Raw genomic sequence first — 15,735 nt, forward strand, 5'->3', positions numbered from 1 at the left:
TTCTTTTTTGTTGTTTTCAAGTAAAAATCACTATTGGTTTTATGCTGTCTCATTTAGATCATCCCAAAATTTTGAATAACTAAGTTAAGTCAGAACTAACTTCAGCTTATTTAACTATATACTAGTCTTTTCCCCGTTAGTATAAGTAACTTCAACCTTTCCCTTTGTTACTCCCTCAGTTTCCTGCATGTAAAAATCAATGTGAAGTCTTCCTATAACCTTATTTTTTGTGATATATTGAAATGAAAATGTTTCACTATCCGGTAATGCATCTGGAGGAGAATCTGGGGGTATCTCATAAGTTAGCGTAACTGTCATATTATTTCCCTCTATCAACCAATTAGGACTTGCCTCATTAAATTTTATCGACTTAATACCAGTAAATGTTTTCTTCAATTCTACTACGGAATTATATTCCGCTTTAATTTGAGCAATTCTATTTTTTTCTTCTACCTTTTTTTCGTGAACCTTATACAAGTTACCACCGATAACTGAAACTGTTATAAACGTCAGTAAAATAATCCAGCCTTTTCTTCCCACATGAACGCCTCCAAATCGTTAGATTTATTATTAGTTGATTATACATCTAGTTTGCAACCTTCTCTACCTATCAACTAGGATCACGCATTATTGTAAATTTATCACATAAAAAAAGGCATCATCACAAAGTGACAACACCCTCTATATCATTCATTTTCACGTTCCGTCCATTCACAATCAGCATCACAATAAACTACATCATTAATTTTAATCTGATGGAAAGTCTTTAAGCCCGCCTCAGCAATCGAGACAACACTATCAATTTTATGACCATAGCGAATTTCTTTTTCATATTTAATATTCATATGTTTTAAGTTATGTGACATTAAAAATTCTTCTGATAACGAATCCAATAACCAATCAAAATATTTTGAATTGTTGACATGTTGATTAGGATCGATATCAAAGAATCGAACGTCATATGATTTTTTAGAAGCTATCATATCCGTTTCTGAAATACCAACGGGTTTCTCTAGTCGTTCAATTCTTCGCGTATATTCAGCACCAAATGGTTCAATAACTTCAGGCAATACACGCGTCATTTTACGAGTTTCATGATCCATTAAAACAAAAACCCCATGAATATGCGCACACTCGTTACCTGCTTCATCATGCACCCAAAAATCTCGATAACAGAAGAAACGATTATATGACACAGCCTCTGTGGTTAAGGTTAATTTTTCATCAACGTGTGGCATTCTCGCAATATCAATCAGATATTGTGTAATAACCCAACCCAATCCCAAATCTGTCAGGTGTTTTTCGGTAATTCCTAAACGATCACTTTGATCTGTTGAGACCAAAATAATCATATTAATTAACATCGCCATTGTTACACGACCACTTTTGTCGCCTTCATAATAAACCGCACGATGCGATTCACTAAATTTATTGTCTGCCAATACATTCGCTCCTTAAATGTGATGATAAAGATTATAAACTTCTTGTTTTTTCATTTCTTGTTTTTTAGCAATTTCTTTAATCGCATCGTTCGTTTTCATACCTGCTTCAATTAAATAAGCCACTTGCTCTTCAATAGACATACCAGCCAAATGGTCAACTTCAGTTGCTTCTGGTGACTCATTACCTTCAACAATTACACAAAATTCACCACGAATTTGGTCTGAACTAGCCCATTCAATGGCTTCGTCCAAAGTACCACGTAAAAATTCTTCATAACGCTTAGTTAGTTCACGGCACAGCACGACTTTACGCTGACCACCAAAACTAGCAGCTAAGTGCGTTAATGTTTTTTTCAAACGATGTGGTGCTTCATAAAAAATGACCGTCATTGTTTGATTCTTTAACGTCGCTAACTCTTCTTTTTGGTCTTTTGGTTTACGTGACAAAAAGCCATAAAATAAAAAGGGTTGTGGCGCTAATCCAGATGCAATTAATGCTGTAATACCAGCATTGGCACCGGGCAGTGGGACAACCGGAATATTGGCTTCAATACATGCTTTCACTAAATCATGCCCGGGATCACTAATTGAAGGCATCCCTGCATCACTAACTTGTGCAATTGATTGACCAGCCAAAATTTTTTCAATAAATTGTGGAATCCGCTCCTGCGTATTATGTTCATGAAAACTCAATTGGCTCGTTTCAATATCAAAATGATTTAACAATTTTTGGGTATTCCGCGTATCTTCTGCTGCTATGTAATCGACCTCTTTTAAAATGTCGATTGCTCTAAACGTCATATCAGATAAATTACCAATTGGCGTTGGCACTAAATACAAAGAACCCGTCGCTTTTTCACCTTGAAAACTACTTTGTGCAGCTATTTCACTCATGATTCACGCTCCCCATAAATTAAATCTAAACAGAAGGCACAAGGTTCATCATCTACTCGACGTGAACCATACATCCCCTCAATATTACAAACATGGAAGCCTTGGTCATATAATTTTTCTAAATTTTGACGCGATTTTGACAGATTTGCATCAGAAGATTTATTGAAATCCTTAGATGTTTGTCGTTCTATCTCACTTAGTCTTTCTCTAAGATGTTGGTTTTCAATTTCCAATTCAGCGTTGTTTTCAAGAACACCAGTCATATCAGATTTTATTGTTTCAAAACTCGACAACATTCGCTTCATTTCTTCTTCGATAGCTACAAAATTATCATATAGTTGACGCTTATCCACAAAATCACCTTCATTTCATATTTTATAATGCTATTAATTCTAACGTCGTTGCTTCAATAACACTCTGAAACGCAATATTCATTTGAAGCATCGTTTTAATTTGTAAAAAATCATCTAATATATCGACTAATTTTTTATCGCTAATTACTTGAATGGCTTTTTCAATCTCTGTTAATCGGCCAGAAAAACTAACTCGCTCTTTACGATCATAACGAACCAATAAACAATCGCGTGCCAATAACGTCATCAAATCAACCATTAAGGTTTGTTGCGCCTTTTCTTTCGCAAGTGGCACTAATTTCGTCTGAACTAAAATAAAACTTTCAGCATCATTCTTCAATAACTTACTGAACCAATGCCATACTTGATTCGTCATCTCGACAAAGGTTTCATCCTGTGCTAACGCTTCAGCCCGACTAAGACTTTCAGTAACGTGCACAAGTAGATTAGCTTGGTCTTTTAAGACCCCTTTACTTAATAAACTTTGAATCAGTTTATCTTGAGAAAGTGCCGCAAAATTAACTAATTGACAGCGCGATTGAATCGTTGGTAAAATCTGATTTTTATTTTCAGTTAATAAGAAGGCTGTCACATTTCCAACAGGCTCTTCCAAAAATTTAAGTAAGCTATTAGCGGCACTAGCCGTCATACTTTCAGCCTTTTCAATAATAAAAACCTTTTTATTACCTTCAACCCCACTTTTTGAAAATTCTGATTTCAAAAAGCGAATTTGATCAACTTTAATTGACTGACCTTCAGGTTTTACAACCACAACATCAGGGTGGTTACCTGATAGAATCCGTTGACATTCTGCGCAGATACCACAAGGCTTCTGGCTCTCATCAGCGGTACAAAAAAGTCGCATTGCAATCCATTGCGCCAACTCAGTCTTACCAACACCTTCTTGACCCGCAAATAGATACGCATGGGCCAATTGATTAGTAGTTGTTAATTTTTTAAAATGTTCAATTAATAGTGGTTGTAACGTCTGAACCGTCATATTACTGGCTTCAGTGCTTATTTCTGCCATTACTATTTACTCCTAAAATTGATGGAACTGTTCTACTGGCAAGACAAATACTGTTGCACCACCGACTTGAACTTCTAAAGGAAATGGCACTTGTGCATCCATTGAAACATCCAAGTTAACAGGAGGTGCCATAAATTGTTCACGGCTTGATGACGTTTCTTTAATCAATTGTAAGACATCATCAACCCGTTCATCTTCAATCCCAATTAAGAAAGTTGTATTACCAGATTTTAAAAAACCACCTGTTGTCGACAATTTTGTTGCACGAACATTAGCATCGATAAAGACATTACTCAATCGGTTACTATCTTTATCTTGAACAATCGCTGTAATTAATTTCATTTGAATTCCCTCATTTCATTTATTTAAAAGACTCGGGTAACTTCCCCATCAGTACTTTGACACAATCTGCAATAACTTTGTCTAAAGACTGCGTAGCATCAATAGTAACAATCCGTTCTGGATTTTCTACTGCTAACTGCTGATAAGCTCTACGGACTTTTTGATGAAAAGCTAATTTCTCATCATCCAATCGGTTTACTTCATTTTGACGATGCTCAAAAATTCGTTTCAAGCCAATTTCTGATGGAACATCAAAATATAAAGTTAAATCAGGTTTTGTCCCATTTGTTGCAAATAAATTCATATCAGCAACTGCCTGAGTCCCAATATCTCTCCCCGCACCTTGATAAGCAATTGAGCTATCAACGTAACGATCACAAATAACTAATTTGTCGGCTTCAAGTGCCGGTAAAATCGTTTCAACAATATGTTGACGTCTTGATGCCGCAAATAATAAAGCCTCTGTTCGCTTATCCATTTCTGGATAATCTTGATTTAAGACAATACCACGAACAGCTTCGGAAATTGGATTTCCACCTGGTTCACGGGTTACAACCAATTCTCTCGCTAAATTCACTTGAATTTTTTCTATAATACCTTTTAAAGCACTCGTTTTTCCAGACCCATCTGGTCCTTCAATCGTTACAAATTTGCCAGTCATATTAACGACCCCAATACTTATTATTATTGTACTTGAATCTTAAAAACCTGTCCATAAGATAAACCTGTTACTAGTATACTATCTCTCGTTTAATAAATCTAATCGCCAACTTACAAAAAAACGCCGAGACAAGTTATTCAATTGTCCCAACGTTCTTTCTTATTTAATGTGCAATAACTGATGCTTGCATATGACCTTTAACAGCACGAACACGTGCTTCGTTATAGAGAAAGAAATATCTCGCTCTTGCCATCTGGGTTTCATTGCTTAATTCCGCATCAACTTCATAAATAGCTTCTTCCGTTTGCTTTGCTTGATCCCAAGTTAACTTAGCTCGATCAATCGCGTCTAACAACTTAGCATCATATTCTTTACGTAATTTAAGTTTTGGTTTTTTATTAAACATTATATGAGCTCATTTCTATATTTCAGTACGGCCTTCAATGGCTTTGAACAACGTCATTTCATCCGCGTATTCAATATCACTACCCACAGATAATCCATGAGCTAATCGTGTCACTTTAATGCCAGCTGGCTTAATCAATCGAGATAGGTACATCGATGTTGCTTCACCTTCTGGCGTTGCATTTGTCGCAATAATCACTTCTTGCATATCAGGATGTGATTGCAATCGGGTTAACAAACTTGTGATATTAATATCTTCAGGCCCTTTGCCTTCAATTGGTGATAAAACCCCATGAAGTACATGGTATAAGCCATGATATTCTTTCATTTTTTCCAAAGACATGACATCTTTGGGTTCTTCTACAACAATTACTTTCGTTTGATCACGTGATGAATCCGAACAAATCTGGCAAGGATCTTCTTCAGTAATATTGCCACAAATACTACAATAATGTAGATCTCGTTTGGCAGATATCAATGATTTGGCAAAGTCCGTGACATCATCTTCATCCATATCAATTGTAAAAAAAGCTAATCTTGTAGCAGTTTTGCCACCAATACCTGGTAATTTCATATAACTTTCAATCAATTTTGCGATAGGTTCAGGATATTGCATTTTCTTTAGCCTTCTTTAACTTTAAGTTTATAGTCCGGGCATTCCTTGAGAATATTTACCCATCTTGTCTGCTGTTGTTGTTTCAATTTTTGTCATGGCATCATTAACAGCCATAATCACTAAATCTTGCAACATATCAACATCGTCAGGATCAACAGCTTCTTCTTTAATTACAATATCAGTCATTTTTTTGTCACCGGTAAAGGTTACTTTGACTAAATCATTGGAAGCTTCACCAACAAATTCAGTTGCATTCAAAGCCTCTTGATCCTTTGTCATCTCTTTTTGTAGTTTTTGCATTTGTTTCATCATACCTTGCATATTTCCATTTCCACGCATCATTATAAATTACTCCCTTTCTAATCTTGTTTAATTTCTATATTTTCTGTTCCGAAAATTTCTTCGGCTTTTGAGATAATTGGTTCAACTACTTCAGGAACTGGTTCAATGATTGTTTCTGTTCCTTCATGGTTACTTTGTTGAATGTACGATTTACGTACTTCCGGCCATTGCTCCGCTGTAATACAAATCAACTGTGGCACATTGTGCAGTAACCGATCCAACCCATTACCGAGTGCGTCAAGCAATTCTGTATCACCCGATGCCTTCGTTGCTAAAAAGTCATAGTTAAAACTAACCAAGACACTGTCAGGACTAGCCGCAACAGGTTCGCTGGCTTGCATAATAGCACGTTGTGTTACTGATAGTTGTTGTAACAGCTCTGACCAAACCTGTTTTAATTGTACCAAACTTTCCTTCGTTGCGTGATCTAAAACCGGATAAATTTGAGATAAATTTAATGTGGTTTTCTTTCGATTTGAGGCAACTTTTTTTGGTTTAACTGGTGCTGAAGCCTGGTGTTGACTCGCATTTTTACTTAAATCAGCAAGCTCTTTTTTCAAAGTAGCAACCGTTTTTGTTAAACGATCAATTTGTTCAGAAGCATCTGAACTGAGACTTGATTGCCCGATTTCTTGCTTATCATTACGACTTGTTTCAACAGCACTAAACTGAGATAAACGAATCGTCAAGACTTCTAAGTAGACATCTGGATGCGTCGTAAATCGCATTTGTTGCTGAATCTCATTTAAAATATTAATCATTTGATATAAAAAATCAGCAGAAATCGTTTGCGATAGCGCTTTAAACGTATCGTTAACCATCCCTAATTCAAGTTGATTAATGAGCTCGGGAGCTTGCTGATATAACAACAAATCACGACCATAAGTAATTAAATCTTCTATTAATCGCGTTGAATCTTTACCTTCATCAATAATTTCTTGAATGGTTTCTAATGCTTTAGTGGTTTCTTTTTGGCTAACTTCTGTCACATATTTTTGAATTTTATCTTGCGTCACACTACCCGTAACTATCAACGCATTATTTAAAGTGACTTTATTATCACCAAACGAAATGACTTGATCCAAAATACTCAAGGCATCACGCATCCCACCTTCAGCAGCTTTCGCAATAACCTTAAGCGCTGATTCTTCATATTCGATTTCTTTTTCTGTCAGAATATAAACCATCCGTGCGTAACTATCGGCTGGTGTAATCCGCTTAAAATCAAATTTCTGGGTCCGTGAAATAATCGTAGCTGGAATCTTATGTGGCTCTGTTGTAGCAAGGATAAAAATAACATTTTCAGGCGGTTCTTCAAGTGTCTTCAATAAAGCATTAAAGGCCCCTGTAGACAACATATGAACTTCATCAATAATATAGATTTTAAAATCGGCTTGTGTGGGTGCGTACTTTACTTTATCACGAATATCGCGAATTTCTTCAACGCCATTATTAGACGCAGCATCAATCTCGATGACATCATTTAACTGACCATTCGTAATAGCAACACAGGTTTCACATTTATTACACGGTTCGCCATTTTCTTGAAAGCGGCAATTAACCGCCTTGGCAAAAATTTTGGCTGCGGAGGTTTTCCCTGTTCCACGTGGGCCATTAAAAATGTAAGCATGACTTGTTTGATGTGTCATAATTGCATTTTTCAATGTCTGAGTAATCATATCTTGCCCAACTAAATCACTAAATCGTTGTGGACGCCAGACACGGTATAAAGCTTGGTAACTCATCACAATCTCCCCTTTCAAAATCTATAAATAGTTTTTTAAATAAAAAAATCTCTTAGCCATTTCTGACTAAGAGTCTTAAATAATCATAATTACTTAAGGCACAAAGTGAATCAAACTTAGTGCTGCTTCCTTCCGGACCTGACACAATTCGTAAGCACACCATTGCCTTAAGGCCTTGCGGCAACTATTATAATACCTTAAATTCTAATAAAAAGCTACCCTTGTGCTCGTTTTTTTTCTTTTCTTTTACGTCGCACTTCTCTAAAGAACGATTGGAGTAGGTCTTTAGACTCTTCTAATAATAAACCAGACTCAACTTTCGCTTGGTGATTAAAGCGTTCATCGGTTAATAGGTTGCCAATGCTACCTGCCGTCCCCGCTTTTGGATCAAATGCACCAAAGTAAACTTCTGGAATTCTGGCATTAATAATTGCACCACTACACATTGGACACGGTTCTAATGTCACAAATAATTGTGTGTCTACTAAACGCCAACTATGCACCGTTGCACACGCTTCTTGAATGGCTAAGATTTCAGCATGTAACGTTGCATCTTGCACATGTTCTCGAATATTATGCCCACGTCCAATAATCTCACCATTTTGTACAACAACACAACCAATTGGGACTTCACCAATGATTTTTGCATTTCTTGCTTCATATAAAGCTTCACGCATAAAAAATTCTTTTTGTTGTTCAGTTAATTTTTCTGGCATCTACTTCACACTCATCAAAATATAGTACCCTTTGTCTTTTAAAATAATCTCACAATTACCAAAAACATCAGTCATTTTCTTTTGTGCTGAACCAGCACCTTGTTTCTTTTGTAGTACAGCCAATAATTGACCGCCTGATTTTAAATGATCAAACGCGCCACCTAAAATGGCATGAACGACATCTTTGCCTGCTCTAATAGGGGGATTGGTTATAATTGCAGCGTAATCTGTCTTCGTTACATTGTCATAAGCCGCCGATTCGAAAATATTTACATTACTAATATGATTAATTGTGGCATTTTTCTTTGCTAATTCTAATGCCAATTCGTTTACATCTGTCATATCAACTTTTCGTTTTGGTTGACTCTTGGCTATAGCAAGTCCTATTGGACCGTACCCACATCCCACATCTAATAAACTGCCAGCAGTTATTTCTTGTTGCTCAAATGCATTTAATAAAACTCTTGAACCAAAATCGACTGTTTTTTTTGAAAATACACCGTTATCTGTGGTAAACTTAAATTCGTTGTTCATCAGTTCAAATGTCCATTCCTTTTCATCATGAATGACATCTGGATTTTTCGTAAAATAATAATTAGTCATCTTTTTCCCTACTTTCTCAATAGTTTCTATAATACGGAGAAATTTAACTTTTCGCAATCTAAATTTAATATAAACAATTCAAGCCTTCCAGCGCTACATATTGTGTGATGCAACTTAATATCATACAATATGTAGCGCTTTTTTGATTGATTTTTACTTTTTGTGCTGTATACTTATCTTATTAACAAAATGCTAAAGGAGATTTTATATCATGAAAAAAATTACTGTATTTACAAAAAATAACTGCATCCAATGCAAAATGACAAAACGTTTCTTAGAAGAAAATAACGTCGACTTTGACGAACGTAATATTTCTGAAGATGATAACGCAATTGACTACTTGAAAGGCCAAGGATTCCAAGCTGTTCCAGTTGTAGAAGCTCCTGGATTCGATACAATCGCTGGATTTCGTCCTGATATGCTTAAAAAGTTGGCAGTCTAATGAAAATTGTTTTCTTTAGCATTACCGGTCAAACACGTCGTTTCATCAATAAAATTGGTTACCCTTCATTTGAAATTGACCCAACGGACCCATTCGTTGAATTGAATGAACCCTACCTATTGGTCATTCCAACCTATGAGATTGGGCTAACTGAATCAGTCAATGACTTCATTGAATACAAATCAAATCGAGAAAACATACTGGGTGTTGTTGGCGGTGGAAACCGTAACTTCGCCCAACTTTTTATTTTTACAGCAAAAGACATCGCAACCGATTATAACGTTCCTTTATTATACGAATTTGAATTCAATGGCACTGAAGAAGATGTCACTAATATGAAGAAAGTAGTTGATGAAATTGACATTAAAAACGTTAAATAGTGATAAAGTCACTTATTATGATTTAAATAATGAAATCAATATTCCTGTAGACGGTCAAATTCCACTTCAAAAAGATCAAGAAGCCTTGACTGCCTTTTTGAAAGAAAATGTTGCCGAAAATACAATGCAATTTGATTCACTACAGGCTCGTTTTGATTACTTAATTGATAACAATTATATTGAAACTAACTTTTACAATAAATATGAGTTCTCATTTATCGAAAAGGTCTACGCTTATTTAGCAGCTCAAAAATTCCATTTTGGCACATTTATGGCTGCCTACAAATTCTATGCCCAATATGCACTTAAAACAGATAATAATGCTTATTATCTTGAAAATTATATTGACCGTATTGCCATGAACGTCCTTTATTTTGCTGACGGTGATACAGATTTAGCCATGAATTTAGCTGATGAAATGATTCACCAACGTTACCAACCTGCTACACCTAGTTTTTTAAATGCAGGTCGTAAACGTCGTGGCGAATTAGTATCTTGTTTCTTAATTCAAATTACTGATGATATGAACGGGATTGGTCGCGGCATTAATTCAGCACTTCAATTGTCACGAATTGGTGGCGGCGTTGGTATTACGCTTAGTAACTTACGTGGCGCTGGTGCTCCAATTAAAGGCATTGAAGGCGCTGCTTCTGGTGTCCTCCCCGTTATGAAATTGTTAGAAGATAGTTTTTCATACTCTAACCAATTGGGTCAACGTCAAGGTGCTGGAGTTGTTTATTTAGATGTCTTCCATCCAGATATTGTGGCTTTCCTTTCAGCAAAGAAGGAAAATGCTGATGAAAAAATCCGAGTTAAAACCTTATCATTAGGCGTTACTGTCCCTGATAAATTTTATGAACTCATTAAAGAAAATGCAACGATGTATCTCTTTGATCCTTACAGTGTCGAACGAGAATACGGTGTGCCTTACTCATATGTTAATATTACAAAAGAATATGACAATATGGTTGCCAATAAAAACATTATTAAGAAAACCATTCGTGCTCGTGAACTAGAAACTGAAATTTCTAAATTACAACAAGAATCTGGTTACCCTTATATCGTTAATATTGATACTGCTAATCGTGCTAATCCAATTGACGGTAAAATTATCATGAGTAATCTTTGTTCAGAAATTATGCAAGTTCAAACACCTTCAGTTGTGAATAACGCGCAAGGCTATGACGTTATGGGAACTGATATTTCATGTAACCTAGGTTCAACTAACATTGTCAATATGATGGCTTCTCCAGACTTCGGTCGTTCAGTTGATTCAATGGTTCGTGCCTTAACTTTTGTAACTGATAATTCAGATATTGATGTTGTGCCTCCTATTCAAAATGGTAACAAATTGGCACATACGATTGGTTTAGGCGCAATGGGCCTACATGCCTACTTCGCTAAGAATCATATGCATTATGGTTCTGAAGATTCAATTGATTTCACTAATGTCTACTTCATGATGCTTAACTACTATTCATTGAAATCATCAAATACGATCGCAAAAGAAAAACATGAAACATTCCATAACTTTGAAAAAAGTAGCTACGCAACAGGTGCCTACTTTGACAAGTACATCAATGAAGATTGGGGTCCTGCTTCTGATAAAGTCGCTGCTCTATTTGACGGTATCGACATCCCTAATCAAGAAGACTGGGCTGCTTTAAAAGCTGACATTCAAGCAGATGGCCTTTACCATCAAAATAGACTAGCCGTTGCACCCAATGGTTCTATTTCATACATTAATGATACAACTGCTAGTCTCCACCCTATCATTAACCGAATTGAAGAACGTCAAGAAAAGAAAATTGGCAAAATTTATTATCCAGCTCCTTACCTTTCAAATGACACAATTCCATACTACACATCAGCCTACGACATGGATATGCGTAAAGTAATCGACGTTTATGCTGCTGCTCAAGAACATATCGATCAATCACTTAGTTTAACTTTATTCATGCGTTCAACTATTCCTGAAGGTCTCTATGAATGGAAAAATGGCCGGACAGATAAAATGACTACCCGTGACTTAAACATCTTACGTAATTATGCGTATAATAAAGGTATCAAATCAATTTACTACATTAGAACCTTTACTGATGATCAAGAAGAAGTTGGCGCAAATGCATGTGAGAGTTGTGTTATCTAAACTGTAACGGAGGAAAATTAAATGAATAATGATAGTTATAAGGCAATTAATTGGAATGAAGTTGAAGATCAAGTTGATAAAGCAACTTGGGAAAAATTAACCGAACAATTTTGGTTAGATACCCGTATCCCACTCTCAAATGATTTAGATGATTGGCGGACATTAAGTCCTGCAGAAAAAACATTAGTTGGTCATGATTTTGGTGGGTTAACTTTGTTGGATACTGTCCAATCTCAAGACGGGATGGAATCATTACGTCATGATACACGGACGGCACATGAAGAAGCCGTTTTGAATAATATTCAATTTATGGAATCGGTTCATGCTAAAAGTTATTCATCAATCTTTTCAACATTGAATACAGCTTCGGAAATCACTGAGATTTTTGAATGGACTGATAAAAATGAATTTTTACAAAAAAAAGCTCAACGGATTAATGGTATTTACCATTCTGGAACGCCTTTAGAAAAGAAAGTAGCTTCTGTCTTTCTTGAAACCTTCTTATTCTACTCTGGCTTCTATACGCCACTCTATTATCTAGGTCATAATAAATTAGCTAACGTTGCTGAAATTATCAAATTAATTTTACGTGATGAATCTGTTCATGGTACCTTCATTGGTTACAAATTCCAATTAGGCTTCAATGAACTTTCTGAAGAAGAACAAGGAAAAATGAAGACATGGATGTACGATCTTCTTTTTGAATTATACGAAAATGAAGAAAAATACACTCACGAACTTTACGATGAAGTTGGTTGGACTGAGGAAGTGTTAACTTTCTTACGTTATAACGCCAACAAAGCCTTGATGAATTTAGGCCAAGATCCTTTATTCCCTGACACGGCTTCGGATGTTAATCCTGTCGTTATGAACGGTATTTCAACCTCAACCTCAAACCATGATTTCTTCTCTCAAGTTGGTAATGGTTACTTACTTGGTAGCGTTGAATCAATGAATGATTCAGATTACGAAATTGGTGAAAGCGGACAAATGAAGCGTCGTCCTAAACGCTAGACAAATAGCCCACACAATTGGATTTCAACCTAATTGTGTGGGCTATTTTATTGGATCTATACTATCATCGTTGATGGAAATCATTTTATTCATTAGTTAACAATACCGGAAGTTGTACTGAAAAGAGGAATAGACGTACTAACTGTTGCTATAATTGTCTTTATACCACTGATAATTGTAAGAATGGCTACCAATATATATGCAAAAGGCTTTTCCTTTCCTAGAATGGGGTTATCAGCAAATATTTTTAACAGTTAGTTATATTTCAACAATATTTTTGTCCGGATATTTGACATAGGAATGCATCAGCTTTTTTATTTATTCTTCTTTTGACTCAAATCCTTACTTAACATCTTATTTTTTTCTTTTAAAGTTCTTTTAGTATAACGATCATGCCCATCACCCCAAAAAACCAATAAACCAATAATTCCAATAGCTGCCATTATAAAATCTTTAAAAACTAAATGTTGACTTTCAACCATTACCAAAACAATACCAATTGTACCTAACAGGGGTATTATTCCACCAAGCCAAAAATATTTTGTGTTTGCCAACCCATATGTCTCAATCAAAATTAAAAGTATCACTATTACGAAAAATGTTAACTCATTCATTTTTTTCTCCTTCATGGAATTCTATAATTTTTTTTGCTGCACTATAACTAATTTGATCATCCGTTACTAGACGCATAAGATTCACTATAAATGGTTCGCTATCTTTCTCATCAATTAGTCCAATTTTAGTTATAACATCATTTAGTCTATTCCGTACTGTCGGATATGAAACTGAATATTCTTTTGCTACTTGCTTTAGCGACCCCGACGATAGTGTAAACCGCTTAATAAAATTCATATCTTCATCCGTCATATTCTCGTACCATATATTAATAATAATTTCCTCTTTTCTTACTTATATATAATAACTTTAACATTGTTTAATAATATATAATTTATGCGTGGTTCTAGTTGATTTTTAACCAAGTATTAATCACTGTTCTAATCGCGATTGAAAGACACCAAAGGATCAAACACGATTATGTTCAATATCAAATAAGTGACATAACCTGGAAAATACTGTCTTAATCCGCCGTTGGTGGTTTAACAGTCGTTCATCTGCTTGTCATTCCATTCTCGCATATTTTTACGCCGTAGCGCCTAAAATCACATTTTTTAGTAACGTTATAGCCAATATTGGCACTTGCTTTAAAAACTTTAGCCTGATGATTCCGTATTGTTTGGCATAGTTAAATTACCTATTATTTAACCTTCTTTTACTCAAGTGTTTTATGTCTAACAAAAAGAAGACCTTTTTAGGATCTTCTTCTAAAGTAGAAAATAATTACTATTTTTCTACATATTCAGTTTCAATTTTAAATTTTTTGGCAGAAACAAACAACCGATAATCTTCATGTGTATATAAAGAAACCATAAATGTCTTGCGCACATAATCGACACGAATATCATCTACCTGTCCCAATCCTCTACCAAACAATGGTTTATTTGTTTCTTCATATCTAAGTGTATCTAAATCCATTGAGTAATTAACTCTCCAAACTTCTTCAAAAATCAATTTTATTTTTAAGTTTTGATTTTCGTAATCAGTCATATTCATAACATATTTAATATTACTTTTTTCCCTACTATCTCCAGCAGTTGTATACCCCATTGAATCAACATAAGCATCATGTAAACCATATTCACGGTTTAATATCTCATATGTCTGTTTATCTAAAATATGTTTTAATTCCATTTTCATTCTCCTTTTAATATGATTACCAATACATTCCTACTACTCCGGCACAAAATATGATAACTCCTAAAATAACCATCCAAATACCTGATAATCGATTTAACTTTTGCCAATGTTCTGGATTATTTAAAGTTTTTTTCGTTCTAAAACCAACATATTTATTAGGTACCGTTTTGGGAATATAATTACCAATCACGATGAGCAAGGCCCCCACTATTAAAGCCACACTACTTATGATATTAATTTGATAACCAAGCGCATTAGTATATATAATTGTCGATAGAATTACTGAAAGTACTGGAAAAATCCAAATCAAGATTGTGTTTAACTTCTTATTTTGATGATTAAATCTACTGATCACCATCATTATCACGCTAATTAAGATCATAAACAGTGGAAATCCAATAATAACCAATGCTTTATTACCATACTGATTAATATTGCCACTTATATTCCAGTGAATCGGCATTTCATTTGGTAATTTTTTATACAGCAAAAATCCTGTAATCATTGGTATAAGTCCAAATAAAACGGCACTCATATTTCTTTTATTTTTCATTATTTTCTCCTTTCGTTAAATCCTGCAGCCACAACATCGCATCTTCAAACACACTTAAATTTAACTCATAATAAATAAAATTTTTATACTTAGTTTCCCTAATCAAATCACCTTGTCTTAACACCTTCAAATGATTTGAAATAGTTGCTTGGCTCAAAGTAAACTGTGCACTAATTTCTCCCGCCGATAATCTTTTTTTCTTTAATAACATTAAAATATCCCGTCTAACTGGGTTAGACAATGCTTTTAGCGTATTTTGTAAACTCATTTATTGTCTCCTTTCTATTTAGAAC

General features: G+C 34.9%; 22 protein-coding genes, 1 other RNA gene and 1 pseudogene. 4 read left to right on the forward strand and 20 right to left on the reverse strand.

The genetic code is table 11. The features are described 5' to 3' along the window. Positions 1–114 precede the first annotated feature (114 nt). The 14 genes from ACVQ8P_RS02225 to ACVQ8P_RS02290 form a co-directional block, all read right to left on the reverse strand. Complete coding sequence (locus tag ACVQ8P_RS02225) at positions 115–540, reverse strand: hypothetical protein (RefSeq protein ID WP_462297277.1); 426 nt, start codon at positions 538–540, stop codon at positions 115–117. Positions 541–686: 146 nt separating this feature from the next. Then, complete coding sequence (locus ACVQ8P_RS02230; protein WP_462297278.1) at positions 687–1,442, reverse strand: acyl-[acyl-carrier-protein] thioesterase; 756 nt, start codon at positions 1,440–1,442, stop codon at positions 687–689. 12 nt (positions 1,443–1,454) lie between these two features. Further along, on the reverse strand, positions 1,455–2,336 hold the full coding sequence (gene rsmI, locus ACVQ8P_RS02235) for a 16S rRNA (cytidine(1402)-2'-O)-methyltransferase (protein WP_462297279.1): 882 nt from the start codon (positions 2,334–2,336) through the stop codon (positions 1,455–1,457). Beyond that, a complete protein-coding gene (locus ACVQ8P_RS02240; protein WP_462297280.1) occupies positions 2,333–2,689 on the reverse strand; it encodes a DNA replication initiation control protein YabA in 357 nt (118 codons plus the stop codon). The genes rsmI and ACVQ8P_RS02240 overlap by 4 nt, the downstream gene beginning before the upstream one ends. 22 nt (positions 2,690–2,711) lie before the next feature. After that, the gene (gene holB / locus ACVQ8P_RS02245) at positions 2,712–3,719 is read right to left on the reverse strand and encodes a DNA polymerase III subunit delta' (RefSeq protein WP_462297281.1); all 1,008 of its coding nucleotides are present in this window, start codon (positions 3,717–3,719) and stop codon (positions 2,712–2,714) included. A gap of 12 nt (positions 3,720–3,731) precedes the next feature. Continuing rightward, positions 3,732–4,061, reverse strand: a complete 330-nt coding sequence (locus ACVQ8P_RS02250) for a cyclic-di-AMP receptor (RefSeq protein ID WP_462297282.1) — start codon at positions 4,059–4,061, stop codon at positions 3,732–3,734. Between the two features lie 19 nt (positions 4,062–4,080). Then, positions 4,081–4,722, reverse strand: coding sequence for a dTMP kinase (tmk, locus tag ACVQ8P_RS02255; RefSeq protein ID WP_462297283.1), 642 nt, complete (start codon positions 4,720–4,722; stop codon positions 4,081–4,083). Between the two features lie 163 nt (positions 4,723–4,885). Then, entirely contained in the window at positions 4,886–5,128 is a 243-nt protein-coding gene (locus ACVQ8P_RS02260; protein WP_462297284.1) for a YaaL family protein, read from the reverse strand. Positions 5,129–5,143: 15 nt separating this feature from the next. After that, positions 5,144–5,743 (reverse strand): recombination mediator RecR, encoded by a 600-nt coding sequence (gene recR / locus ACVQ8P_RS02265; protein ID WP_409021522.1) that lies wholly within the window; start codon positions 5,741–5,743, stop codon positions 5,144–5,146. Between the two features lie 27 nt (positions 5,744–5,770). Further along, positions 5,771–6,085: a YbaB/EbfC family nucleoid-associated protein gene (locus ACVQ8P_RS02270; protein ID WP_462297285.1), complete on the reverse strand. Its 315-nt coding sequence runs from the start codon at positions 6,083–6,085 to the stop codon at positions 5,771–5,773. Between the two features lie 17 nt (positions 6,086–6,102). Next, entirely contained in the window at positions 6,103–7,830 is a 1,728-nt protein-coding gene (dnaX, locus tag ACVQ8P_RS02275) for a DNA polymerase III subunit gamma/tau (protein WP_462297286.1), read from the reverse strand. Between the two features lie 87 nt (positions 7,831–7,917). Then, positions 7,918–8,004: signal recognition particle sRNA small type (gene ffs, locus ACVQ8P_RS02280), an RNA gene on the reverse strand. Positions 8,005–8,045: 41 nt separating this feature from the next. After that, complete coding sequence (tadA, locus tag ACVQ8P_RS02285) at positions 8,046–8,546, reverse strand: tRNA adenosine(34) deaminase TadA (protein ID WP_462297287.1); 501 nt, start codon at positions 8,544–8,546, stop codon at positions 8,046–8,048. Continuing rightward, positions 8,547–9,149 carry a class I SAM-dependent methyltransferase gene (locus ACVQ8P_RS02290; RefSeq protein WP_462297288.1) on the reverse strand — a complete coding sequence of 201 codons (603 nt, stop codon included), beginning with the start codon at positions 9,147–9,149 and terminating at the stop codon, positions 8,547–8,549. It lies immediately after the preceding gene. A 211-nt stretch (positions 9,150–9,360) separates the two neighbouring features. On the opposite strand from ACVQ8P_RS02290, the gene nrdH reads away from it, so the two are divergent. The 4 genes from nrdH to nrdF are packed head-to-tail and all read left to right on the forward strand — an operon-like array spanning position 9,361 to position 13,134. After that, positions 9,361–9,591 (forward strand): glutaredoxin-like protein NrdH, encoded by a 231-nt coding sequence (nrdH, locus tag ACVQ8P_RS02295; protein ID WP_462297289.1) that lies wholly within the window; start codon positions 9,361–9,363, stop codon positions 9,589–9,591. Next, positions 9,591–9,971 (forward strand): class Ib ribonucleoside-diphosphate reductase assembly flavoprotein NrdI, encoded by a 381-nt coding sequence (nrdI, locus tag ACVQ8P_RS02300; protein ID WP_462297290.1) that lies wholly within the window; start codon positions 9,591–9,593, stop codon positions 9,969–9,971. Before nrdH ends, nrdI begins: the two co-directional genes overlap by 1 nt. Further along, a complete protein-coding gene (gene nrdE, locus ACVQ8P_RS02305; RefSeq protein ID WP_462297334.1) occupies positions 9,949–12,120 on the forward strand; it encodes a class 1b ribonucleoside-diphosphate reductase subunit alpha in 2,172 nt (723 codons plus the stop codon). The genes nrdI and nrdE overlap by 23 nt, the downstream gene beginning before the upstream one ends. 21 nt (positions 12,121–12,141) lie before the next feature. Next, positions 12,142–13,134, forward strand: a complete 993-nt coding sequence (gene nrdF / locus ACVQ8P_RS02310; protein ID WP_462297291.1) for a class 1b ribonucleoside-diphosphate reductase subunit beta — start codon at positions 12,142–12,144, stop codon at positions 13,132–13,134. A gap of 314 nt (positions 13,135–13,448) precedes the next feature. Here nrdF and ACVQ8P_RS02315 read toward each other — a convergent pair whose 3' ends face one another. The 6 genes and pseudogenes from ACVQ8P_RS02315 to ACVQ8P_RS02340 all read right to left on the reverse strand — a co-directional run bounded on the left by ACVQ8P_RS02315 (position 13,449) and on the right by ACVQ8P_RS02340 (position 15,710). Then, positions 13,449–13,748, reverse strand: a complete 300-nt coding sequence (locus ACVQ8P_RS02315) for a hypothetical protein (protein ID WP_462297292.1) — start codon at positions 13,746–13,748, stop codon at positions 13,449–13,451. Further along, positions 13,741–14,001, reverse strand: a complete 261-nt coding sequence (locus tag ACVQ8P_RS02320; RefSeq protein ID WP_462297293.1) for a DUF2089 family protein — start codon at positions 13,999–14,001, stop codon at positions 13,741–13,743. The genes ACVQ8P_RS02315 and ACVQ8P_RS02320 overlap by 8 nt, the downstream gene beginning before the upstream one ends. Positions 14,002–14,272: 271 nt before the next feature. Beyond that, positions 14,273–14,377, reverse strand: a pseudogene (locus ACVQ8P_RS02325) (IS982 family transposase); the annotation flags it as partial. A gap of 98 nt (positions 14,378–14,475) precedes the next feature. After that, complete coding sequence (locus tag ACVQ8P_RS02330; RefSeq protein WP_462297294.1) at positions 14,476–14,883, reverse strand: hypothetical protein; 408 nt, start codon at positions 14,881–14,883, stop codon at positions 14,476–14,478. Positions 14,884–14,905: 22 nt separating this feature from the next. Next, the gene (locus ACVQ8P_RS02335; RefSeq protein ID WP_462297295.1) at positions 14,906–15,442 is read right to left on the reverse strand and encodes a DUF1648 domain-containing protein; all 537 of its coding nucleotides are present in this window, start codon (positions 15,440–15,442) and stop codon (positions 14,906–14,908) included. After that, on the reverse strand, positions 15,432–15,710 hold the full coding sequence (locus ACVQ8P_RS02340; protein WP_462297296.1) for an autorepressor SdpR family transcription factor: 279 nt from the start codon (positions 15,708–15,710) through the stop codon (positions 15,432–15,434). The genes ACVQ8P_RS02335 and ACVQ8P_RS02340 overlap by 11 nt, the downstream gene beginning before the upstream one ends. Positions 15,711–15,735: the final 25 nt, after the last annotated feature.

The organism is Dellaglioa sp. BT-FLS60 (genome assembly GCF_054941065.1).